We start from the raw sequence: 20,256 nt of genomic DNA, 5'->3' as shown, positions 1-20,256 counted from the left end.
CCCCTATATATTGTGTTTAACCACTAAGTTACGAATATCGTAGCGGTAAGTGCATAAAACGGGGATACATTCTCATTACGGACAGGATAAAACGCGATATGAATCAGAGTCTGCTTGTCACTAAGCGCGATGGCCGCACCGAACGTATCAACCTCGATAAAATCCATCGTGTCCTTGACTGGGCTGCCGAAGGGCTAAGCAATGTATCCGTCTCACAAGTTGAGTTGCGTTCCCACATCCAGTTCTATGAAGGGATCAAAACGGCAGATATCCATGAAACTATCATTAAGTCAGCCGCTGATCTGATTTCCCGTGATGCGCCAGATTATCAGTATCTCGCAGCGCGTCTTGCCATCTTCCATTTGCGTAAAAAAGCTTATGGCCAGTTCGAACCGCCGGCGTTGTACGATCAGGTCGTGCGCATGGTGGCATTGGGCAAATACGATCGCCACCTGCTGGAAGACTATAGTCAAGAGGAGTTCGAGCAGATGGACAGTTTTATCGACCACTGGCGTGACATGAACTTCTCCTACGCGGCGGTAAAACAGCTGGAAGGAAAATATCTGGTTCAGAACCGCGTCAGCGGCGAAATCTATGAAAGCGCGCAGTTCCTTTATATTCTGGTGGCTGCCTGCCTGTTCTCCGGCTATCCGCGCGAAACCCGTATGGATTACATTAGACGCTTCTATGATGCGGTATCTACCTTCAAAATTTCTCTGCCAACGCCAATTATGGCAGGCGTGCGCACGCCAACCCGGCAGTTCAGCTCCTGCGTTCTGATCGAATGCGGAGACAGCCTTGATTCAATTAATGCTACCTCCAGCGCCATCGTTAAATATGTTTCTCAACGTGCGGGCATCGGCATCAATGCCGGACGTATTCGTGCCTTAGGTAGCCCGATCCGCGGCGGTGAAGCGTTCCATACGGGCTGTATCCCCTTCTACAAGCACTTCCAGACTGCGGTGAAGTCCTGTTCCCAGGGCGGGGTGCGGGGTGGCGCGGCCACGCTGTTCTATCCAATGTGGCATCTGGAAGTCGAGAGCCTTTTGGTGCTGAAGAACAACCGGGGAGTGGAGGGTAATCGCGTGCGCCATATGGACTATGGTGTGCAGATCAATAAGCTCATGTATCAGCGACTGCTAAAAGGCCAGGATATTACGCTCTTCAGCCCCTCTGATGTGCCCGGCCTGTACGACGCTTTCTTTGCCGATCAGGCGGAGTTCGAGCGCCTCTATATCCAATATGAACAGGATGAAAGCATCCGTAAGCAGCGCCTGCGGGCCGTTGACCTGTTCTCATTAATGATGCAGGAACGCGCTTCGACCGGCCGTATTTACATTCAGAACGTTGACCACTGCAATACGCACAGCCCGTTTGATCCGAGCATCGCACCGGTGCGCCAGTCCAATCTCTGCCTGGAAATAGCGCTGCCCACTAAACCGCTGGAAGATGTTAACGACGAGAATGGCGAAATCGCGCTCTGTACGCTTTCCGCCTTTAACCTCGGCGCCATCAATCGCCTTGATGATCTTGAGGAGCTGGCAACTCTGGCGGTACGCGCCCTCGACGCTCTGCTCGATTATCAGGACTACCCTATTCCCTCAGCCAAACGTGGCGCGATGGGGCGTCGTACGCTGGGGATTGGGGTGATTAACTTCGCCTACTATCTGGCAAAACATGGCGTGCGTTATTCCGATGGGAGCGCCAATAATCTGACCCATAAAACCTTTGAAGCAATTCAGTTTTACCTGCTGAAAGCCTCTAATGAACTGGCGAAAGAACAAGGTGCCTGCCCCTGGTTTAACGAAACGACGTATGCGCAGGGTATTTTACCGATCGATACCTACAAAAAAGATTTGGATACCATCAGCCAGGAACCGCTGCACCTTGATTGGGAAACGCTGCGTGAACAGATAAAAACCCATGGTCTGCGCAACTCTACCCTTTCTGCACTGATGCCGTCCGAAACCTCGTCGCAGATCTCAAATGCCACCAACGGTATTGAGCCACCACGAGGTCATATCAGTATCAAAGCGTCGAAAGACGGTATTCTGCGTCAGGTGGTACCGCAGTACGAAAGCCTGAAACAGCAGTATGAACTACTGTGGGAAATGCCTTCCAACGATGGTTATTTGCAGCTGGTTGGCATAATGCAGAAGTTTATCGACCAGGCGATTTCCTCTAATACCAACTATGATCCCTCACGCTTTCCGAACGGCAAAGTCCCGATGAAGCAGCTGTTAAAAGATCTGCTCACGGCCTATAAATTCGGCGTGAAAACGCTGTACTACCAGAACACGCGCGACGGCGCGGAAGACGCTCAGAACGATCTGGCTCCCTCAATTCAGGATGATGGCTGCGAAAGCGGCGCATGTAAAATTTAAAGCCGGGAGGGAGAGGCTCTCTCCCGCCTGTCTGACCTTATGGTATGGCGGATGACCTCCGCCCCTTACTCGCGGACAACGCAATGGCTTACACCACATTTTCACAGAACAAAAACAATCAGCTGGCCGAACCGATGTTCTTCGGCCAACCGGTCAACGTCGCTCGTTACGATCAACAGAAATATGATATTTTCGAAAAACTCATCGAAAAGCAGCTCTCTTTTTTCTGGCGTCCTGAAGAGGTTGATGTATCCCGCGACCGTATCGATTACCAGAGCTTGCCCGATCATGAAAAGCATATATTTATCAGTAATCTGAAATATCAGACGCTGCTGGACTCCATTCAGGGACGAAGCCCTAACGTTGCTCTTCTGCCACTTATTTCCATACCGGAACTGGAAACCTGGGTTGAGACCTGGGCGTTTTCAGAAACGATCCACTCCCGTTCTTATACCCATATCATCCGCAATATCGTGAATGATCCCGCGCTGGTTTTCGATGACATCGTAACTAACGAACAGATTCTGAAACGTGCTGAAGATATTTCCGGTTACTATGACGAGCTGATCGAGATGACCAGCTACTGGCATCTGCTGGGAGAGGGCACTCATCAGATTGATAATAAAACCGTTACCGTATCTTTATATGCGCTGAAAAAGCTGCTCTATATCTGCCTGATGAGCGTAAACGCACTGGAGGCGATCCGCTTTTACGTCAGCTTTGCCTGCTCGTTTGCCTTCGCCGAACGTGAACTCATGGAAGGTAACGCCAAGATCATTCGTTTGATCGCCCGTGACGAAGCGCTGCATCTGACTGGCACTCAGCATATGCTCAACCTGATGCGCAGCGGCGAAGACGATCCGGAAATGGCGAAGATTGCTCAGGAGTGTCGTCAGACCTGTTACGACCTGTTCAAGGACGCCGCGATTCAGGAAAAAGAGTGGGCGGAATATCTGTTCCGCGACGGCTCGATGATTGGCCTGAATAAAGATATCCTCTGTCAGTATATCGAATACATCACCAATATTCGTATGCAGGCAGTGGGTCTGGACTTGCCGTTTGAAACCCGCTCAAATCCTATTCCGTGGATTAACAGCTGGCTGGTTTCCGATAACGTCCAGGTCGCGCCGCAGGAAGTCGAAGTCAGCTCTTATCTGGTTGGACAGATCGACGCCGAAGTCAGTGACGACGACTTCAATGACTTTCAGCTCTGATAATGGCAGAACCGACGATCACGCTGCGCGCTACAGGCGCGCGTATAACGTGTAAAGAACAGCATGGTTCGCTGCTGGCTGCCCTTGAGTCACATAAGGTTTGCGTTGAATACCAGTGCCGCGAAGGCTACTGCGGTTCATGCCGTACGCGCCTGCTTAAAGGTGAAGTCTGTTATGCCAGCAAGCCCCTGGCCTTTCTTCAGCCGGACGAAATATTGCCCTGCTGCTGCCAGGCCAAAGGGGATATCGAAATCGATATATGACACTTGCGGCTGTAAATACCCGGAAGGATATTTACAGCCGCTTTTCCTCAACGACCTCAACCCAGCCATAACCGCCGGTTGCTGGCTTACCCTGCAGCCAGCGGCGCAGCATATTCATTGCCGTCATCGCCACCGTCTCCTGACGGATCCGCAGAGTGTGTCGCAGTATATTGAGCTTAACCCGTTGATAAAAAGCACCCTGTGGGGTACGTAAAACAAAGGGGAGGGTTTCATCCTCCAGCACTGAGCCGACAATCAATGCCAGTGGGCAACCCTGACAGCGTTCTGCCATCACTTCGGGGGTCTCTTTCAGCACGGGCAGCACTTCCCCATAGCTGAGTGGCGCATCAGCGGAGGTAAAATGCCAGCTCAGCAAGCCGCCGGTATAGGCTTCACTGATACCCAGCGTCAATCCACGTGCTGTAATTTCGCGCGCAAGCTGTGCCGGTAACGACTCCATCCCTTCGAAAATCAGGCTATCACCGGCGATCCTGCGAACCTCAGACCAGACCTTTTCCATCTGCCGATGTATTGCCGCCGGCCCGGTCAGCTTGAGTTCAATCACCGGCATTGAGGAGCGATACCCCATCACCGCCCCCTCAGGTAGCGCCAGGCCTTCCAGTTCAGTCGCCAGCGAACTCTCCCCTCGGCCGAAAGTCGTTAATCTCAGGCAGACCGGTCCTGGGCCGGGTGAGAAACGCGTTTTAATGCGTGGAATTATCTGCTGTTTGACCATCAGTCTGAATTCGGAGGGGACGCCCGGCGTAAAGAAGATCCAGCAGCGGTTGAGCTGCATGGCGAAACCGCAGGCGGTACCGATGGGGTTATCCAGCATCTCAGTATTTTCCGGGATTTCAGCCTGCTTACGATTGCTCGCTGCCATTACCTGGCCACGTTCAGCAAACCAGCCCTCCATCTTAGCCAACCACTCTGCATGCATTTTGAGTCTGACCCCGGCCGCCGTTGCTGCGGCCAGTGAGCTGAGATCGTCACTGGTTGGCCCCAGGCCACCGTTAACAATCAGTACGTCGGCAATCAGGCTGCGCTGCTGCAATGTGACAACCAGCTCTTCAAGATTATCACCAACGGTTACCCGACTGGTCATGGGTAAGCCTTCGCTGAACAGCACGTCCGCCAGCCAGGCAGCGTTGGTGTCGACGATCTGACCGTGTAACACCTCTTCACCCGTAGCCAGCATTTCAACTCTTATCATTTTCGCTCCATCAACGCTCTTTGATCAGTCCATTGTGTTGGGATCGATATGCAAACTCAACCGCTAACAGGAAGTTAAAAACGTAACGGGAGCGCCTGGCTCCCGTTGAATTACGTAACAGATAACTCAGCGTCGGGACAGCAGCAGTCCCAATACCAGACCAATGGAAGCACCCACACCAATACCATGCCAGGGTTTTTCATGAACATAATCATCGGCGCGATAAACAGCCTGCTTCGCCCGCACATAGTAGGTATCAGAAGCATTGCTGATACGATTCTTCACATCCTTCAGCGTACTTTCAGCTTTTTTCTTCAGTTCGATATACTTCTCGTCGGACGGGTCGCCTGACGAGGCCAGAACGTCCTCCAGCGTCTCAGCCAGCAGCGCCAGATCGTCATCGAGACGGGTGTCAAACTGCTCAACAGATGTTGCCATATACTCCTCCTTGCTGTTTTATCTCTCTTCCCCCTTATCTTAAATGCCTGAGCATAAAAGATAAGGGGCCTGTGGCTATTACTATAGACAATTATCCTGCTCTACGCTGGCATCAGACTCACAATACGACGGCTCCCCTGATCCTCAGTCGTGTTATGGAACCGTCTGTATGTAAACAGGCTCGCGAATCACTGTAAATGGCGGAAAAAACTTCGCTTCTTTGATTTATCTGGTAAATTTCCACTGTACTGAATTTTTAAACGGATACGATGTCGTAAATGGATTAGCGCGGATACGTTCGGCTAAACCGGTAATGTGCCGCACAGGACGGTCACCTTAATCCTCGTTCAGCAATGGGAAATATTTCTGGCATGAATCGTAGAATGTTTATGAAAGCATCCATGGCCTTCGCAACCCTGAGCGGTATGTCAGGCCTGTCCACGCTCCTGGCGCGCTCGGCGTGGGCCAATGCTGACATCGCCGATGGCGTAGCGCAACCATTTGACTTTAACCTGTTGAAAAAGCATGCCGCGAACCTGGCTAAAAAGCCTTATGGCGGCGCTGCCGCGCCATTGCCTGACACCCTGGCAAATCTCACTCCGCAAGCCTATAACGAGATCGCCTATGATCCGGCACACGCGTTATGGAGCAACATTAAAGGCCATCAACTTGACGTACAATTTTTTCACGTGGGTATGGGTTTTAAGCGCCGTATCCGCATGTTTTCAGTTGACCCGGCAAACAGGGAAGCGCGTGAAATTCACTTCCGACCAGAATTATTCAATTACAATAAAGCCCATGTCGATACTAAACAGCTTGAAGGCAAAACCGATCTGGGCTTTGCCGGATTTCGCGTTTTCAAAGCGCCTGACCTTAGCAGCCGCGACATCGTCTCCTTTTTAGGGGCCAGCTACTTTCGCGCGGTCGACGATACCTACCAGTATGGTCTTTCTGCACGCGGCATCGCGATCAACACCTTCAGCAGCACCCCAGAAGAATTTCCTGATTTTACCGCGTACTGGTTTGAAACACCGAAAGCAGGCGACACCACCTTTACCGTCTATGCATTGCTGGACGGACCAAGCTGTACCGGTGCTTACAAGTTCACTATTCATTGTGAGAAAAAGCAGGTTGTGATGGAAATCGAAAACAATCTGTACGCGCGGAAGGATATTGCTCAGCTGGGCATTGCACCGATGACGACCATGTTCAGCTGTGGGACCAATGAACGCAGGGTGTGCGATACCATTCATCCACAAATTCACGACTCTGACCGCCTCGCTATGTGGACCGGTAAAGGCGAATGGATTTGTCGACCGCTGAATAATCCTCAACGCCTGGCCTTTAACGCTTTCGAAGATGAAAATCCACGCGGTTTCGGCATGCTTCAGACGGATCATAATTTCGATGATTACCAGGACGTTATTGGCTGGTATAACAAACGCCCCAGCCTGTGGGTTGAACCGGTCGGCAATTGGGGAAAAGGGACCATTGATCTGCTGGAGATCCCGACGACTGGCGAAACGATGGATAACATTGTTTGCTTCTGGAATCCCGCAGAAACCATCACTGCCGGCAGCGAGCACCGTTTTTCCTACAAGCTGTACTGGAGTAGTTTACCACCGGTACACAGCAACCTGGCGCGTGTATACGCCACTCGCACCGGCATGGGCGGGTTCCCCGAAGGCTGGGCACCAGGCGAACATTATCCCGATGTGTGGGCACGGCGCTTCGCCGTTGACTTCATTGGCGGCGATCTGAACGCCGCAGCGCCGAAAGGCATTACACCGGTGATTGATATCAGCTCGGGTACCATAAAACAGGTAGAGATCCTCTACGTTCAACCGTTTAACGGCTATCGCATTTTGTTTGACTGGTATCCGGACACGCCTTCAACGGAAGCCGTCAACATGCGTATGTATCTGCGCACCGGCAGCGAAACGCTGAGCGAAACCTGGCTGTACCAGTACTTTCCACCACCGCCGGATAAACGTAATTACGTTGACGATCGGCAAATGCACGCCTGATGACAAAAACGTCCTCCTGTCGGAGGGCGTTTCATTAGCGATTCTGCATATCAACATGTGGAATACCATCTTCCAGATAAATGTCGCTCATCGCCTGAAAACCAAAATGACCGTAAAAATTTTGCAGATGCGCCTGCGCTGAAAGAAATACCGTCCGTTGCGCCCAGTGTTTTTGGCAGCTCGCCATCGCGCGCACCATCAGTTGCTGACCGATTCGCGCTCCCCGCGCCGACTGCGACACGCTCACCCGACCGATTTTCACCGGTTTATCATCCTGCGTCGGAGCCAGGATGCGGGCACAGGCAACAATCTCACCGCTCCGTGAGCCAATGATATGCCGGTTTTCACCCTGGAGATCCTGATTATCAATATCCAGATACGGGCAGTTTTGTTCAACGATGAACACCTGGTTGCGCAACGCCAACAGCGCATATAGCTGGAGGGTAGTAAGTTCACTGTGATGAATATCCTGCCACGTCAGATCCATAAATAACTCCCTTAAAAGCGCGGCTTAATGGGTAAATATCCAGAACCACAGACCGCTTACCACCAAACCGTTCAGACGTCTTAAGTGCGGTGGGTAGACTGATAAAAAAAACGGGCGCCTGAGCGCCCGATCCAGTAATGTTGCCGGTTACATCAGTGGCTGAGCCATTTGCACCAGCGTAATCAGCGGCTGAGGATATACGCCCAGCGCCAGCACCAGAATAGCGGAGATCAGTACGACTATACCGCCTGCAGTAAAAGCCCAGTTAGCCGACGTGTCGCGATGGAGCAACTCAGGCGGACTCAGGTACAGGCTGACCGTTACGCGCAGATAATAGTAGAGACCAATGGCACTACCCACCACGACCGCGCCGGTCAACCACCACAGGTGCGCGCTGACCCCTACCGCCAGCACATAAAATTTACCGATAAAGCCGAGCGTTATCGGAATACCCGCCAGCGAAAGCATCATCACGGTCATCACCGCCGCGAGAACAGGACGGTGCCAGAACAATCCGCGATAGGAATGCAGCGACTCCGCATCCGGACCACGATAGGGGCTGGACATCAGGCTTATCACGCCAAATGATCCCAGACTGCTGAACAGATAACCTGCAAGGTAAACGCCGACGGTTTCCAACGGCAGCTGATGACTTTGTACGGCAATCAGCGCAACCAGCAAATAACCCATATGAGCGATAGACGAAAAGCCCAACAGCCGTTTTATGTTGCGCTGCGAGATGGCCATGATATTGCCGAACAGGATCGAAGCGAAGGCAATAATTGCCAGCACCAGGCGAACCGATTCGTTGTCCGTTACCGGGGCATAGAGAAGCAACCGCATCACTACGCTGAAGATGGCTATCTTGCTGGCCGTTGCGAGAAAAGTTGCAACCGGTGCGGGCGCACCCTGATAAACGTCAGGCGTCCACAAATGAAATGGCACCAGTGACAGTTTAAAGCCCAATCCAACAATCATCATACCTACGCCGATCAACAGCAGCGGCTGTGAGATCATGCCATCATTCAGGCTATGACCGAGAGTAGCGAAGCCGAGATTACCTGAATTAGCGTAGATCAGCGCAATGCCAAACAGCAGAAATGAAGAGGCTGCTGCCGACAGGATGGTGTATTTAATGCTGGCTTCAAGCGAACGTTTCAGCTGAAAAGCATAGCCGGTTAAGCCAAACAGCGGCAGTGAGATCAACTCAATGCCGAGGAACAGCGAGGCCAGGTGGTTAGCGCTGGCCAGCAGCAAACCGCCAAGCGCTGCAATCAATACCAGCAGATAGAACTCTTCTTTGTTGTCAGGAAAGCCCGCCAGCCACGGATAAGCGAAGGTACAGGTTGCCAGACTGGCGAGCAGCACCAGCCCGCTATAAAGCATTGAATAACCATCAATACGTAACAATGGCGTAACGTCCATCGCGCCGACATGCCCGACAAACCAAAGTGACAGCAGCGCAAGGTTAAGGCCAATCACGGTCAGTGTGGCATTGACGAAGTGGTTGCGTCGCCACGCAATGGAGAGCATCACCACCACCACCGTCAATCCGACGATCAGCATCGGTAGCAGCGCGATCAGTTGTTGAGATGTTATTGTCATGGCGAATTACGGCCTTGTAGTTGAAATTGAAGCGTTAAACCACTGCTGAATATTGCTCATCGCGGCATGGGATGTATCCATGATTGGCTGCGGATAAACGCCCAGTAGTATCAGCAGAACTACCAGAACCATAATCATGGTAAATTCGCGTGGCGTCATCCCTTTTAGCGGTGTATCCGACTTAGGCGCACCGTAATAAGCACGCTGCATCATCACCAGCGAATACACTGAAGCAAACACCAGGCCGAAAGTGGCAATGACGGTAATAACCGGAACCACATGATAACTACCGGTCAGGATCATAAACTCACCGACAAAGTTACCGGTACCCGGCATACCAAGGTTAGCCACGGCGAAGAACAGTGACAGCCCAGGGATCCATCTGATGCGTTTCCAAAGGCCGCCCATCTGACGCATATCACGGGTATGCAGACGTTCATACAGCTGACCGCAGAGAATAAACAGCGCGGCGGCTGAAAGGCCGTGGGCAATCATCTGAACCACCGCCCCCTGAAACGCAAGCTGGCTACCAGTATAGATGGCGATCAGCACGAACCCCATGTGGGAAACAGAAGTGTAAGCGATTAAGCGTTTGATGTCGGTTTGCGAGAACGCCATCCATGCGCCATAGAAAATACCGATGAGTGCCAGCACCATTACCACCGGCGCGAACTCTGCCGACGCGTTCGGGAACAGCGGCAGGCTGAAGCGCAACAGGCCATAAGCAGCGGTTTTCAGCAGTATCCCCGCAAGGTCAACTGAACCTGCGGTGGGTGCCTGACTATGTGCATCTGGCAGCCAGCCATGAAAGGGAACCACGGGCATCTTGACAGCAAAAGCGATGAAGAAGCCCAGCATCAGCATGAATTCGACGCCGTGTGACATTGGCGTTTTCAGCAGATCCTGATAGTTAAACGTCCAGACCCCGGTCGCGTTGTAATGCACGAATACCAGCGCCAGAATCGAAATCAGCATCACCAGGCCGCTGGCCTGGGTGTAGATGAAAAACTTTGTTGCCGCGTATATGCGGGTTTTGCCGTCTGTTGAATTATGTCCCCAAAGTGCGATGAGAAAATACATCGGCACCAGCATCAACTCCCAGAAGAAGAAGAACAGGAACATATCGATAGCAAGGAACACGCCAATGACACCCCCCAGTATCCACAGTAGGTTGAGGTAAAAGAACCCCTGACGATCCTGAATTTCCTGCCAGGAACAGAGAATAGCCATGACGCCCAGCAGACCCGTTAACACGATCATCAGCAGCGAAAGACCATCCAGCGCCAGATGAAAGCCAATGCCAAAGCGCGGAATCCAGGGCAACAAGAATTCAGACTGCCATTGCGGAATGCCTGCAGGCTGAATGAGGGAATAGCCGCCTTGCAGCCAGAGCTGCAACGACAAAGCCAGCGTCAGTCCCATCGCGATAAGCGCGATCCAGCGAGGTAATCTGACACTGAAGCGCTCACATTGCCAGCTCAAAAAACCGCCGATAAAGGGGATGAGGATTAGCCAGGGTAATAACATGGCAGTTTATGTCCCTTTCTTTAAATCCCGGCAAGCGATATGAGAAATCCGTCATGCCAGAATATTTTCTTTTAGATTCTTAAGGGATGGAGACAAACTCCATCCCGCCACTCACTTAAACCACCAGCAGCAACGCCAGCACAACCACCGCACCGATGCTCATTGAAGCCGCATACCAGCGCAGCTGACCGTTTTCGCTGAGCACCAGCCCTTTATTGGCTATCCGCGTAAGAAGAGATGGAATGTTCATCAGCGCATCCAGCGGATCGCGCGCCAACAGGCGGGCAATCGCTTTATAAGGTTTGACGAAGATCCAATCATACAGCCAGTCAAAGCCCCAGGCTGCAAACCACCATGCGGCAAAGAAACGCCCCGGCGCACTTTGGGCAATACGGGTTACCAGGGTACGTTTACCCAGCCAGAGCGCGGCGGCAATCGCAATACCGCTGATAGCGATCAAGCCAGAGGCGATTTCCAGTGTTGTTTTGCCTGCCTCACCGACGTGGTTTTCAGGCAGCACACCCGCCAGCGGTGGGGTAATCAACGCGCCAACAAAGGTGGAAAGCACCAGCAGCACGATTAACGGCAAATGGTGAGTGATACCTTTACCCGCGTGAGCGTGGATCTGTTCTTTACCGTGAAAGACGATAAAGATCATGCGGAAGGTATAGATGGAGGTGAGGAAAGCGCCGACCAAACCTGCCGTCATCAGATTGATATGCCCGTTAGCCAGCGCACCAAACAGAATTTCATCTTTACTGTAAAAACCAGCGGTAATCAGTGGCAGTGCTGACAGCGCTGCCCCCCCGACTAAAAAGCAGGCATATACCAGAGGGATACGCTTACGCAGCCCCCCCATTTTGAAGATATTCTGTTCGTGATGGCAGGCGAGGATAACGGAACCTGAAGAGAGGAAAAGCAACGCCTTGAAGAAAGCATGCGTCATCAGGTGGAAAATTGCCGCGTCCCAGGCCTGAACACCCAGCGCCAGAAACATATAGCCAATCTGGCTCATCGTGGAGTAAGCCAACACACGTTTGATATCGGTTTGCACTAGCGCGGCAAATCCAGCCAGTACCAGAGTGATTGCACCGATAATACCAACCAGGTGTAGCACTTCCGGTGTCAGCAGGAACAGGCCATGACTGCGTGCGATAAGATAAACACCGGCGGTCACCATAGTAGCTGCGTGGATCAGTGCGGAGACCGGTGTTGGACCAGCCATCGCATCGGCAAGCCAGGTTTGTAACGGCAGTTGAGCAGATTTACCGACCGCCCCGCCCAGCAGCAGTAACGTAGCCCACTGCAACATGTGATTATCAGCAGCAAAGTGGGCCGGTGCCAGCCTCACCATCTCGTGGAAATTCAGCGTACCCAGTTCGTTGTAAAGAATAAACAGAGCAATAGCAAGGAACACATCACCGACGCGCGTGATAATGAAAGCCTTCATGGCGGCTGCGCCATTTTTCGGATCGGTATAATAAAAACCGATCAGCAGATAAGAGCACAGCCCTACGCCTTCCCAGCCAAGATACATTAGCATCAGGTTATCAGCCAGTACCAAAACCACCATGCTGGCAATGAAGAGGTTGGTATAGGCAAAGAAGCGTGAGTAGCCCTCTTCTCCGCGCATATACCAGGAGGCGAACATATGAATAAAAAACCCTACGCCGGTTACCACTGACAACATGGTCAGTGAGAGGCCATCAAGTGCCAGGTTAACGTTGATCTCGAACTGACCAACATGCATCCATGTCCACAGAGCCTGAGTAAAAGGCTGTTGACCGTGACTGAAGAAGTCAACACCAACATAGATCGTGACCAGCGCAGCCAGCCCAACAGAGCCCATGCCGACAGTCGCGGACAGATTCTCAGACCAACGCCCGCGTGAAAAGGCCAGCAGTAAAAAGCCAATCAGCGGAAAGAGTATGGTTAAGTAAAGAAGGTTCATCCGCGCATCTCGCTTACAGTATCAATGTTCAGATTCTGGCGGCGACGATGCAGCTGCAACAGCAGCGCCAGTCCAATACTGGCTTCAGCCGCCGCGAGGCTTATCGCCAGAATATACATCACCTGGCCATCCGCCTGCCCCCAGTAGCTGCCTGCCACGATCAAAGCCAGCGCGGCGGCGTTGATCATAATCTCAAGGCTTATCAGCATAAACAACAAATTGCGGCGAATGACCACTCCGGTCAGACCCATAACAAACAGTATGGCAGCCAGAATGAGCCCGTGTTGTAGAGGGATCATGCGTGCTCCTCCTTTTTACTTTTTCCATCGCCCTGGCGATTAGCCAGCACGTCGCCTGCCCGCTCTTCGCGTCCGACATGAAATGCCACCACCAGGCCTGCCAGCAACAGCATTGATGCCAGCTCAACCGCCAGGACATAAGGGCCAAACAGGCTGATGCCTACCGCTTTAGCATCAATCATTTTGCCATCAATGCCCTGATCGTTAAGGGTATGAATGGCATAGACCATCACACATAGCAGAATGAACGATAGCACGGCCGGGCCTAGCCAGGCAGAAGGCTGCAGCCAGCGGCGCTCCTGCTCCTGAATAGAGTCGCCGAGATTGAGCATCATCACGACGAACACAAACAGCACCATAATGGCACCTGCGTAGACGATAATTTCCAGCGCGCCGGCAAACACCGCGCCCAGCGCGAAAAATACGCCCGCTATCGCCAGTAACGAAATAATCAGATACAGCAGCGCGTGAACCGGATTGGTACCAACAATGACCCTCAGGGTTGCCAGTACCGCGATTACACCGCAAATATAAAACGCAAATTCCATCTCTGGCTCCTTAAGGTAACAAGCCTTTGACGTCGACAGGCCGGGCTTCGTTTTCTGCGTCGCCTTTATCTTTGCCTTCGATCGCCATGCCCGCCATACGGTAGAAGTTATATTCCGGATATTTACCCGGACCTGAAATCAGCAGGTCTTCTTTTTCGTACACCAGATCCTGACGTTTAAACTCGCCCAGTCCGAAATCGGGTGTTAGCTGGATTGCAGTTGTCGGGCAAGCCTCTTCACACAAACCACAGAAGATGCAACGCGAAAAGTTAATGCGAAAAAATTCCGGATACCAACGACCGTCCTGCATCTCAGCTTTCTGCAACGATATACAACCAACCGGACAGGCAACCGCACAAAGGTTACAGGCAACGCAGCGTTCAGCGCCATCAGGATCGCGCGTCAACACAATGCGACCGCGGTAGCGCGGCGGCAAATACACCGGCTCCTCCGGGTACATCTGGGTCTCACGCTTAGCGAATGCGTGCATTCCGATCATCCAGATACTTCGTACCGTGGTGCCGAAACCAACGACAATATCTTTTAATGTCATATTGTTAACCCTCTACTGCGCGTTGTACAGAATCACTGCTGCGGTTGCCAGCAGGTTCAATAGCGTCAACGGCAGACAGACTTTCCAGCCGAAGGACATCACTTGGTCATAGCGCGGACGCGGCAGCGCTGCACGAATCAAAATGAACATCATCATGAAGAAAGCCGTTTTGATTGCAAACCAGATAAATGGCGGCAGCCAGGGACCATGCCATCCCCCGAAGAATAAAGTGACCATCAGCGCAGAAACCGTGGTAATACCGATATATTCTCCAACAAAGAACAAACCGAACTTCATACCGGCATATTCAATGTGGTAACCATCGGCCAGCTCCTGTTCAGCCTCTGGCTGATCGAAGGGATGGCGGTGACAGACAGCGACACCCGCGATAGCAAAGGTTACAAAACCAAAGAACTGCGGAATGATATTCCATAAATGTGCCTGGCTATTGACGATATCGATCATATTGAACGACCCCGCCTGTGCCACGACACCCATTAGCGACAGCCCGAGGAATACCTCATAACTCAGCGTCTGGGCAGAGGCGCGCACCGCCCCCAGCAGTGAATATTTGTTGTTACTGGCCCAACCGGCAAACAGCACCGCATAGACAGCCAGGCCTGCCATCATCAGAAAAAACAGGATACCAATATTCAAATCGGAAGCGGCCCAGGTTGGACTCACCGGGACAATCACAAACGCCATCAGCATTGACGTAAAAGCGATCATCGGTGCCAGCGTGAAAATGGCCCTGTCGGTAAACGGCGGGATCCAGTCCTCTTTAAAGAACATTTTGATCATATCCGCTGCCAGCTGCAGCGAGCCACCCCACCCGACACGATTAGGTCCGTAGCGGTTCTGGAACAGCCCCAGCAAACGACGCTCGGCAAAACTCATAAATGCGCCGCAAACCACGACGACCAGCAAAATAACGATCGCTTTCAGAATGCCGATTAAAACAGCAATCACTTCTGGTGTCAGCCAACTCATTGTGCAGCCTCCCGCAGCGATTCAATATGCTGTCCTGACAGGAAAGGCGGAACCCCCGGGAAGCCAAGCGGCAGACCTATCTGTCCCGCTTTTAGCGCACTGGAAAGCCGGACGGGTAAACGCAGCGTTTCACCGGCGCACTGCAACTCAACAGTCGTGCCCGTATTCACGCCCAGCCTCGCTGCGTCTTCCTGGCTGACAATGGCACAGGCTTGCTGCATACGCTGCTGAATGGCTGGCGAACGCTGGGTCATTTCCTCGCTACCAAACAGATTAAAGTATGGTGCCACCGTCCAGCCCTCCTCCGCTTTCCAGGCTGCGGGAATACCGCTGTACCAGGACAAATTCCCGGCGTCGGCCTCGAACAGCCTTACGCCGGGATCGCCGTTACGCAGCTTGCCGCCCACTTCATCCTGAAACTTGTTCCAGGCCTGCGGTGAGTTCCAGCCTGGCGCCCAGGCAAATGGGATTTGCGAACGCGGAGCGCCGGGTTGATTGTTACCTTCCATTGAGAAGGCAAACATGGTGTCTTTATCCTGCGGCTGACGCGGTTCATGCACACTGATATTGGCACGCGCAGCGGTACGACCACTGAAACGGTGCGGTGAACGCGCCAGCTTCTGACCGCTGATGCGGAAACTGGCATCCGGCGCAGCATCTTTGATACCTGCCATTTGAGGTAGTTTCGCGACGACAGCATCAATAACGTGATCCAGCTGACTCCAGTCAGGATGGCGATTGTTAATCATGCTTTCCAGCGAATGCAGCCAGCGCCAGCTTTCCAGCATGATTACACTGTCATCGTAATAGGACGGCTCATAAACCTGGAAGAAACGTTGGGCGCGGCCCTCCTGATTAATCAGCGTACCGTCGCTTTCCGCAAAGCTGGCGGTTGAAAGCAACAGGCCTGCCTTTTCAGTGGTAGCAGTACGCTGATGATCAATCACGATGATATGTTCGCTACGGCTCAGCGCCGCATCGACAGCCGCTTTAGCCGCATGACGATAGAGATCGTTTTCCATAATCACAACGGTATCAGCCGCGCCACTGCTCAGATCGCTCAGCGCTTCATCGAGGGTTTTCCCCCCCATGATGCCAAGCCCCATGCTGTTAGCTGCACTCGCCAGTAGCGTAATCCCGACGTCTGAGCCACGATTTTTTAACGCTTTAGCCACGTTGGCGGCAGCCTGAATCATCGCTTCACTGCCAGAGTGGGTGCCGGAAATAATCAGCGGTTTCTTCGCGCCAGCCAGAGCCTGAACGACGACGTCAATCTTTCCAGCCAGCGCCTTATCGAGATCGTTAACCGCAGGTGCACTGTCATCCAGCGCATGGGCAATAGCAAAACCAAGGCGCGCCTGATCTGCCACCGGTGCGCGGTAACTCCATGCGGAGATATCATCCAGCCTTGTTTCATCCACGCTGGTAGTGAATAGCGGGTGCTTAGCATGCTGGCCAATATTGAGAATAGCGGCAATCTGCCAGTCAGCGACTTTCTGTGCAGCTGCCATCTCACGCGCTTTACCTTTTACGGCCTGACGAACCGACAGCGCAACGCGCGCGCCCGTTTGGGTTAAATCCTCGCCCAGCACCAGAACCGCATCGTAGCTTTCAATTTCGCGTAAAGCCGGCGTATGAACACCGCTTTCCCGCAGGATATCCAGCATCAGTGCCAGACGTTGCTGTTCACCCGCAGGCATACCGGTGTAGAAGTTTTCGGCACCAACCAATTCCCGCAGGGCAAAATTACTTTCCACGCTGGCCCTTGGTGAACCGATGCCGATGGTACGTTTGGACTGACGCACTATATCCGCCGCACCGCCCAGTGCCTGATCGGCGTTCAGTTTTATGAGATCATGTCCGCGACGCTGTTCAGGCTGCCGCGGGCGATCTTTGCGGTTGACGTAGCCGTAACCAAAACGACCACGGTCACATAAAAAATAGTGGTTAACCGTTCCGTTGTAGCGGTTTTCAATGCGACGCAATTCGCCGTAGCGTTCACCAGGGCTGGTATTACAGCCTACGCTGCACTGATGGCAGATACTCGGTGCGAACTGCATATCCCATTTACGGTTATAACGTTCGGAGTGGGTTTTATCGGTAAACACTCCGGTCGGGCAAACTTCGACCAGATTGCCGGAAAATTCGCTTTCCAGAACGCCATCTTCGGCACGACCGAAATAGACATTATCATGCGCGCCATAAACGCCCAGGTCTTTACCGTCCGCATAATCTTTGTAGTAGCGAACGCAGCGGTAGCATGCGATGCAGCGGTTCATCTCGTGGGAAATGAATGGGCCAAGATCCTGATTACGATGGGTGCGCTTGGTAAAACGATAACGACGGAAGCTGTGTCCTGTCATCACCGTCATATCCTGCAAATGGCAGTTCCCCCCTTCCTCACAGACCGGACAGTCGTGCGGATGGTTAGTCATCAGCCACTCTACAACGCTTTCACGGAATTCGCGCGCTTCACCATCTTCGATCGAAATAAAGGTGCCATCGGAAGCCGGCGTCATGCAGGACATCACCAGCCTGCCACGGGTGTCTTCGGCATTTTGAAATTGCTTCACCGCACACTGACGGCAGGCACCTACGCTGCCAAGCGCCGGGTGCCAGCAAAAGTAAGGAATATCGAGGCCCAGCGACAGGCAAGCCTGAAGCAGATTATCAGCGCCATCAACCTCATATTCTTTACCGTCTACATGGATTGTAGCCATAGTGAACATGCTTCCATAAATCTCGTCTGAGACGAGCGTTAAACACAATGCTTCTTTCTCCAGCCTGTTCGCACCACGGCGACGTTGGCTACTGTCTGCCGGTCCGGCAGCATACCCTGGTATGCTTTCGGTGCCTTAATTTGCACTTGGATCCAAAAAGCCTGGAGTTTATAAATTATTACCAGCGTGCCTTAAGCAAGTTAGGTTGAATGCCATTTATCGCGTGCACATTGCCAAAAACTTGCGGCGCAATACCCGCTTCAAACTCTTCACGGAAATACTTGATTGCGCTTTGTAGCGGTTCTACGGCACCCGGCGCATGAGCACAAAAGGTCTTACCCGGCCCAAGTTGACGACAAAGTTGCAGCAGCGTTTCAATGTCGCCCGGTTGACCCTCTTTACGTTCGAGCGCACGTAATATTTTTACGCTCCACGGCAAACCGTCACGGCACGGTGTACACCATCCGCAGGACTCGCGGGCAAAAAATTCTTCCAGATTACGCACCAACGAAACCATATTAATTTCATTATCAACCGCCATCGCCAGGGCCGTGCCAAGACGACTGCCCGCCTTGCCAATGGTGGCGAACTCCATCGGTAGATCCAAGTGCTGATCGGTCAGGAAGTCAGTTCCCGCGCCACCCGGTTGCCAGGCCTTGAAAGTGAGTCCGTCACGCATACCACCCGCATAATCTTCCAGAATTTCACGCGCCGTGATGCCAAAAGGCAGTTCCCAAACGCCCGGATTTTTCACCCGACCGGAAAAGCCCATCATTTTGGTGCCTGTGTCATCGCTTTTCGAAATACCCTTATACCAGTCAACACCATTGGCAATAATGGCCGGTACATTAGACAGCGTTTCGACGTTATTCACACAGGTCGGTTTACCCCATACACCCGCGCTGGCAGGAAACGGCGGTTTAGAGCGCGGGTTGGCACGGCGGCCTTCAAGCGAGTTAATCAGTGCGGTTTCTTCCCCACAGATGTAGCGGCCAGCGCCGGTATGCACAATCAGTTCGAAATCAAAGCCGCTACCGAGAATATTTTTCCCCAGTAAGCCTGCTTCGTTAGCCTCCGCGATAGCGCGACGCAGATTTACCGCAGCCTCTATATATTCACCGCGCAGGAAGATGTAACCCCGCCAGGCTTTCAGCGCAAAAGCGGCGATAAGCATCCCCTCCACCAGCTGATGAGGTATCTGCTCCATCAACAGGCGGTCTTTATAGGTTCCAGGCTCCATTTCATCCGCATTACATAACAGGTAACGGATATTCATGGATTCATCTTTCGGCATCAGGCTCCATTTAAGACCGGTGGAAAATCCTGCGCCGCCACGGCCTTTTAGCCCGGCGTCTTTTACCTGAGTGACGATCTCATCAGCCGTCATACTTTTTAGCGCTTTCTCCGCACCGGCATAACCATTCTTATTACGATACTCATCAAGCCAGACTGGCTGTTTATCTTCACGTATACGCCAGGTAAGCGGATGTGTTTCAGCTGTACGAATAATCTCTTTCACACTCATGGATACTGCTCCAGTAATCCGGGAATACCTTCCGGTGTGAGATGAACGTGGGTATTCTCATCTACCATCATGGTTGGCCCCTTATCACAGTTGCCGAGACAGCAGGTAGGCAGCAGCGTGAAGCGTCCGTCGGCCGTTGTTTGGCCCGGCTTAATGTTAAGCTGTTGCTCCAGGGCAGCCTGAATCCCCTGAAAACCGGTAATATGACAAACCACGCTGTCACAGTAGCGAATAACGTGGCGACCAACCGGCTGGCGGAAGATCTGACTGTAAAAAGTCGCGACGCCTTCCACATCACTGGCGGGTATACCCAGAATGTCGGCAATGGCGCTAATCGCGCCGTCGGGCACCCAGCCACGCTGTTTTTGAACAATTTTCAACGCTTCAATCGAAGCGGCTCGCGCATCCTCATAATGGTGCTTTTCATTCTCAATCGCTTCACGTTCGCTGGCGCTCAACTCAAAAACCGCAGTCGGGTCGATCGTTGCGATCTCAATTCTTTGATCGTGCAT

At 52.5% G+C, this 20,256-nt stretch carries 17 protein-coding genes; 4 read left to right on the top strand and 13 right to left on the bottom strand.

Annotated elements, in window-relative coordinates; genetic code table 11:
* Nucleotides 1–98: 98 nt before the first annotated feature.
* The 3 genes from nrdA (at nucleotide 99) to yfaE (ending at nucleotide 3,861) form a co-directional block, all read left to right on the top strand.
* Nucleotides 99–2,384, top strand: coding sequence for a class 1a ribonucleoside-diphosphate reductase subunit alpha (gene nrdA, locus BM191_RS09365; RefSeq protein ID WP_092877467.1), 2,286 nt, complete (start codon nucleotides 99–101; stop codon nucleotides 2,382–2,384).
* An 83-nt stretch (nucleotides 2,385–2,467) separates the two neighbouring features.
* Nucleotides 2,468–3,598 carry a class Ia ribonucleoside-diphosphate reductase subunit beta gene (gene nrdB / locus BM191_RS09360; RefSeq protein WP_092877649.1) on the top strand — a complete coding sequence of 377 codons (1,131 nt, stop codon included), beginning with the start codon at nucleotides 2,468–2,470 and terminating at the stop codon, nucleotides 3,596–3,598.
* A 2-nt stretch (nucleotides 3,599–3,600) separates the two neighbouring features.
* The gene (gene yfaE, locus BM191_RS09355; protein WP_092877465.1) at nucleotides 3,601–3,861 is read left to right on the top strand and encodes a class I ribonucleotide reductase maintenance protein YfaE; all 261 of its coding nucleotides are present in this window, start codon (nucleotides 3,601–3,603) and stop codon (nucleotides 3,859–3,861) included.
* A gap of 31 nt (nucleotides 3,862–3,892) precedes the next feature.
* Here the strand turns inward: yfaE and BM191_RS09350 are convergent, their stop codons facing one another.
* Together BM191_RS09350 and elaB are read right to left on the bottom strand one after the other, a co-directional pair.
* Nucleotides 3,893–5,074: a nicotinamide mononucleotide deamidase-related protein YfaY gene (locus tag BM191_RS09350; protein ID WP_092877463.1), complete on the bottom strand. Its 1,182-nt coding sequence runs from the start codon at nucleotides 5,072–5,074 to the stop codon at nucleotides 3,893–3,895.
* Between the two features lie 126 nt (nucleotides 5,075–5,200).
* Complete coding sequence (gene elaB / locus BM191_RS09345) at nucleotides 5,201–5,512, bottom strand: stress response protein ElaB (RefSeq protein ID WP_092877461.1); 312 nt, start codon at nucleotides 5,510–5,512, stop codon at nucleotides 5,201–5,203.
* Between the two features lie 371 nt (nucleotides 5,513–5,883).
* On the opposite strand from elaB, the gene BM191_RS09340 reads away from it, so the two are divergent.
* Nucleotides 5,884–7,539, top strand: a complete 1,656-nt coding sequence (locus BM191_RS09340; RefSeq protein ID WP_092877647.1) for a glucan biosynthesis protein D — start codon at nucleotides 5,884–5,886, stop codon at nucleotides 7,537–7,539.
* 34 nt (nucleotides 7,540–7,573) lie between these two features.
* On the opposite strand, the gene BM191_RS09335 is transcribed toward BM191_RS09340, so the two are convergent.
* From BM191_RS09335 to nuoE, 11 genes are all read right to left on the bottom strand, one after another.
* Complete coding sequence (locus BM191_RS09335) at nucleotides 7,574–8,026, bottom strand: GNAT family N-acetyltransferase (RefSeq protein ID WP_092877459.1); 453 nt, start codon at nucleotides 8,024–8,026, stop codon at nucleotides 7,574–7,576.
* Between the two features lie 147 nt (nucleotides 8,027–8,173).
* Nucleotides 8,174–9,631, bottom strand: a complete 1,458-nt coding sequence (gene nuoN / locus BM191_RS09330) for an NADH-quinone oxidoreductase subunit NuoN (protein WP_092877457.1) — start codon at nucleotides 9,629–9,631, stop codon at nucleotides 8,174–8,176.
* 6 nt (nucleotides 9,632–9,637) lie between these two features.
* On the bottom strand, nucleotides 9,638–11,158 hold the full coding sequence (gene nuoM, locus BM191_RS09325; RefSeq protein ID WP_092877455.1) for an NADH-quinone oxidoreductase subunit M: 1,521 nt from the start codon (nucleotides 11,156–11,158) through the stop codon (nucleotides 9,638–9,640).
* Between the two features lie 115 nt (nucleotides 11,159–11,273).
* Entirely contained in the window at nucleotides 11,274–13,109 is a 1,836-nt protein-coding gene (gene nuoL, locus BM191_RS09320; RefSeq protein WP_092877453.1) for an NADH-quinone oxidoreductase subunit L, read from the bottom strand.
* Complete coding sequence (gene nuoK, locus BM191_RS09315; RefSeq protein WP_092877451.1) at nucleotides 13,106–13,408, bottom strand: NADH-quinone oxidoreductase subunit NuoK; 303 nt, start codon at nucleotides 13,406–13,408, stop codon at nucleotides 13,106–13,108. Before nuoK ends, nuoL begins: the two co-directional genes overlap by 4 nt.
* Complete coding sequence (gene nuoJ, locus BM191_RS09310; protein ID WP_092877449.1) at nucleotides 13,405–13,956, bottom strand: NADH-quinone oxidoreductase subunit J; 552 nt, start codon at nucleotides 13,954–13,956, stop codon at nucleotides 13,405–13,407. The genes nuoK and nuoJ overlap by 4 nt, the downstream gene beginning before the upstream one ends.
* Before the next feature lie 10 nt (nucleotides 13,957–13,966).
* On the bottom strand, nucleotides 13,967–14,509 hold the full coding sequence (gene nuoI, locus BM191_RS09305; protein WP_092877447.1) for an NADH-quinone oxidoreductase subunit NuoI: 543 nt from the start codon (nucleotides 14,507–14,509) through the stop codon (nucleotides 13,967–13,969).
* Nucleotides 14,510–14,521: 12 nt separating this feature from the next.
* The gene (gene nuoH, locus BM191_RS09300) at nucleotides 14,522–15,499 is read right to left on the bottom strand and encodes an NADH-quinone oxidoreductase subunit NuoH (RefSeq protein ID WP_092877445.1); all 978 of its coding nucleotides are present in this window, start codon (nucleotides 15,497–15,499) and stop codon (nucleotides 14,522–14,524) included.
* Entirely contained in the window at nucleotides 15,496–18,219 is a 2,724-nt protein-coding gene (gene nuoG / locus BM191_RS09295) for an NADH-quinone oxidoreductase subunit NuoG (protein WP_092877443.1), read from the bottom strand. Before nuoG ends, nuoH begins: the two co-directional genes overlap by 4 nt.
* Nucleotides 18,220–18,397: 178 nt before the next feature.
* On the bottom strand, nucleotides 18,398–19,738 hold the full coding sequence (gene nuoF, locus BM191_RS09290) for an NADH-quinone oxidoreductase subunit NuoF (RefSeq protein ID WP_092877645.1): 1,341 nt from the start codon (nucleotides 19,736–19,738) through the stop codon (nucleotides 18,398–18,400).
* A 2-nt stretch (nucleotides 19,739–19,740) separates the two neighbouring features.
* Nucleotides 19,741–20,256, bottom strand: coding sequence for an NADH-quinone oxidoreductase subunit NuoE (gene nuoE / locus BM191_RS09285; RefSeq protein WP_092877441.1), 516 nt, complete (start codon nucleotides 20,254–20,256; stop codon nucleotides 19,741–19,743).

The sequence above is a fragment of the Izhakiella capsodis genome, from assembly GCF_900115045.1.
GTDB lineage: Bacteria > Pseudomonadota > Gammaproteobacteria > Enterobacterales > Enterobacteriaceae > Izhakiella > Izhakiella capsodis.
Note: the sequence above shows the minus strand (reverse complement) of the source record. Positions and strands in the feature narration are given on the sequence as shown.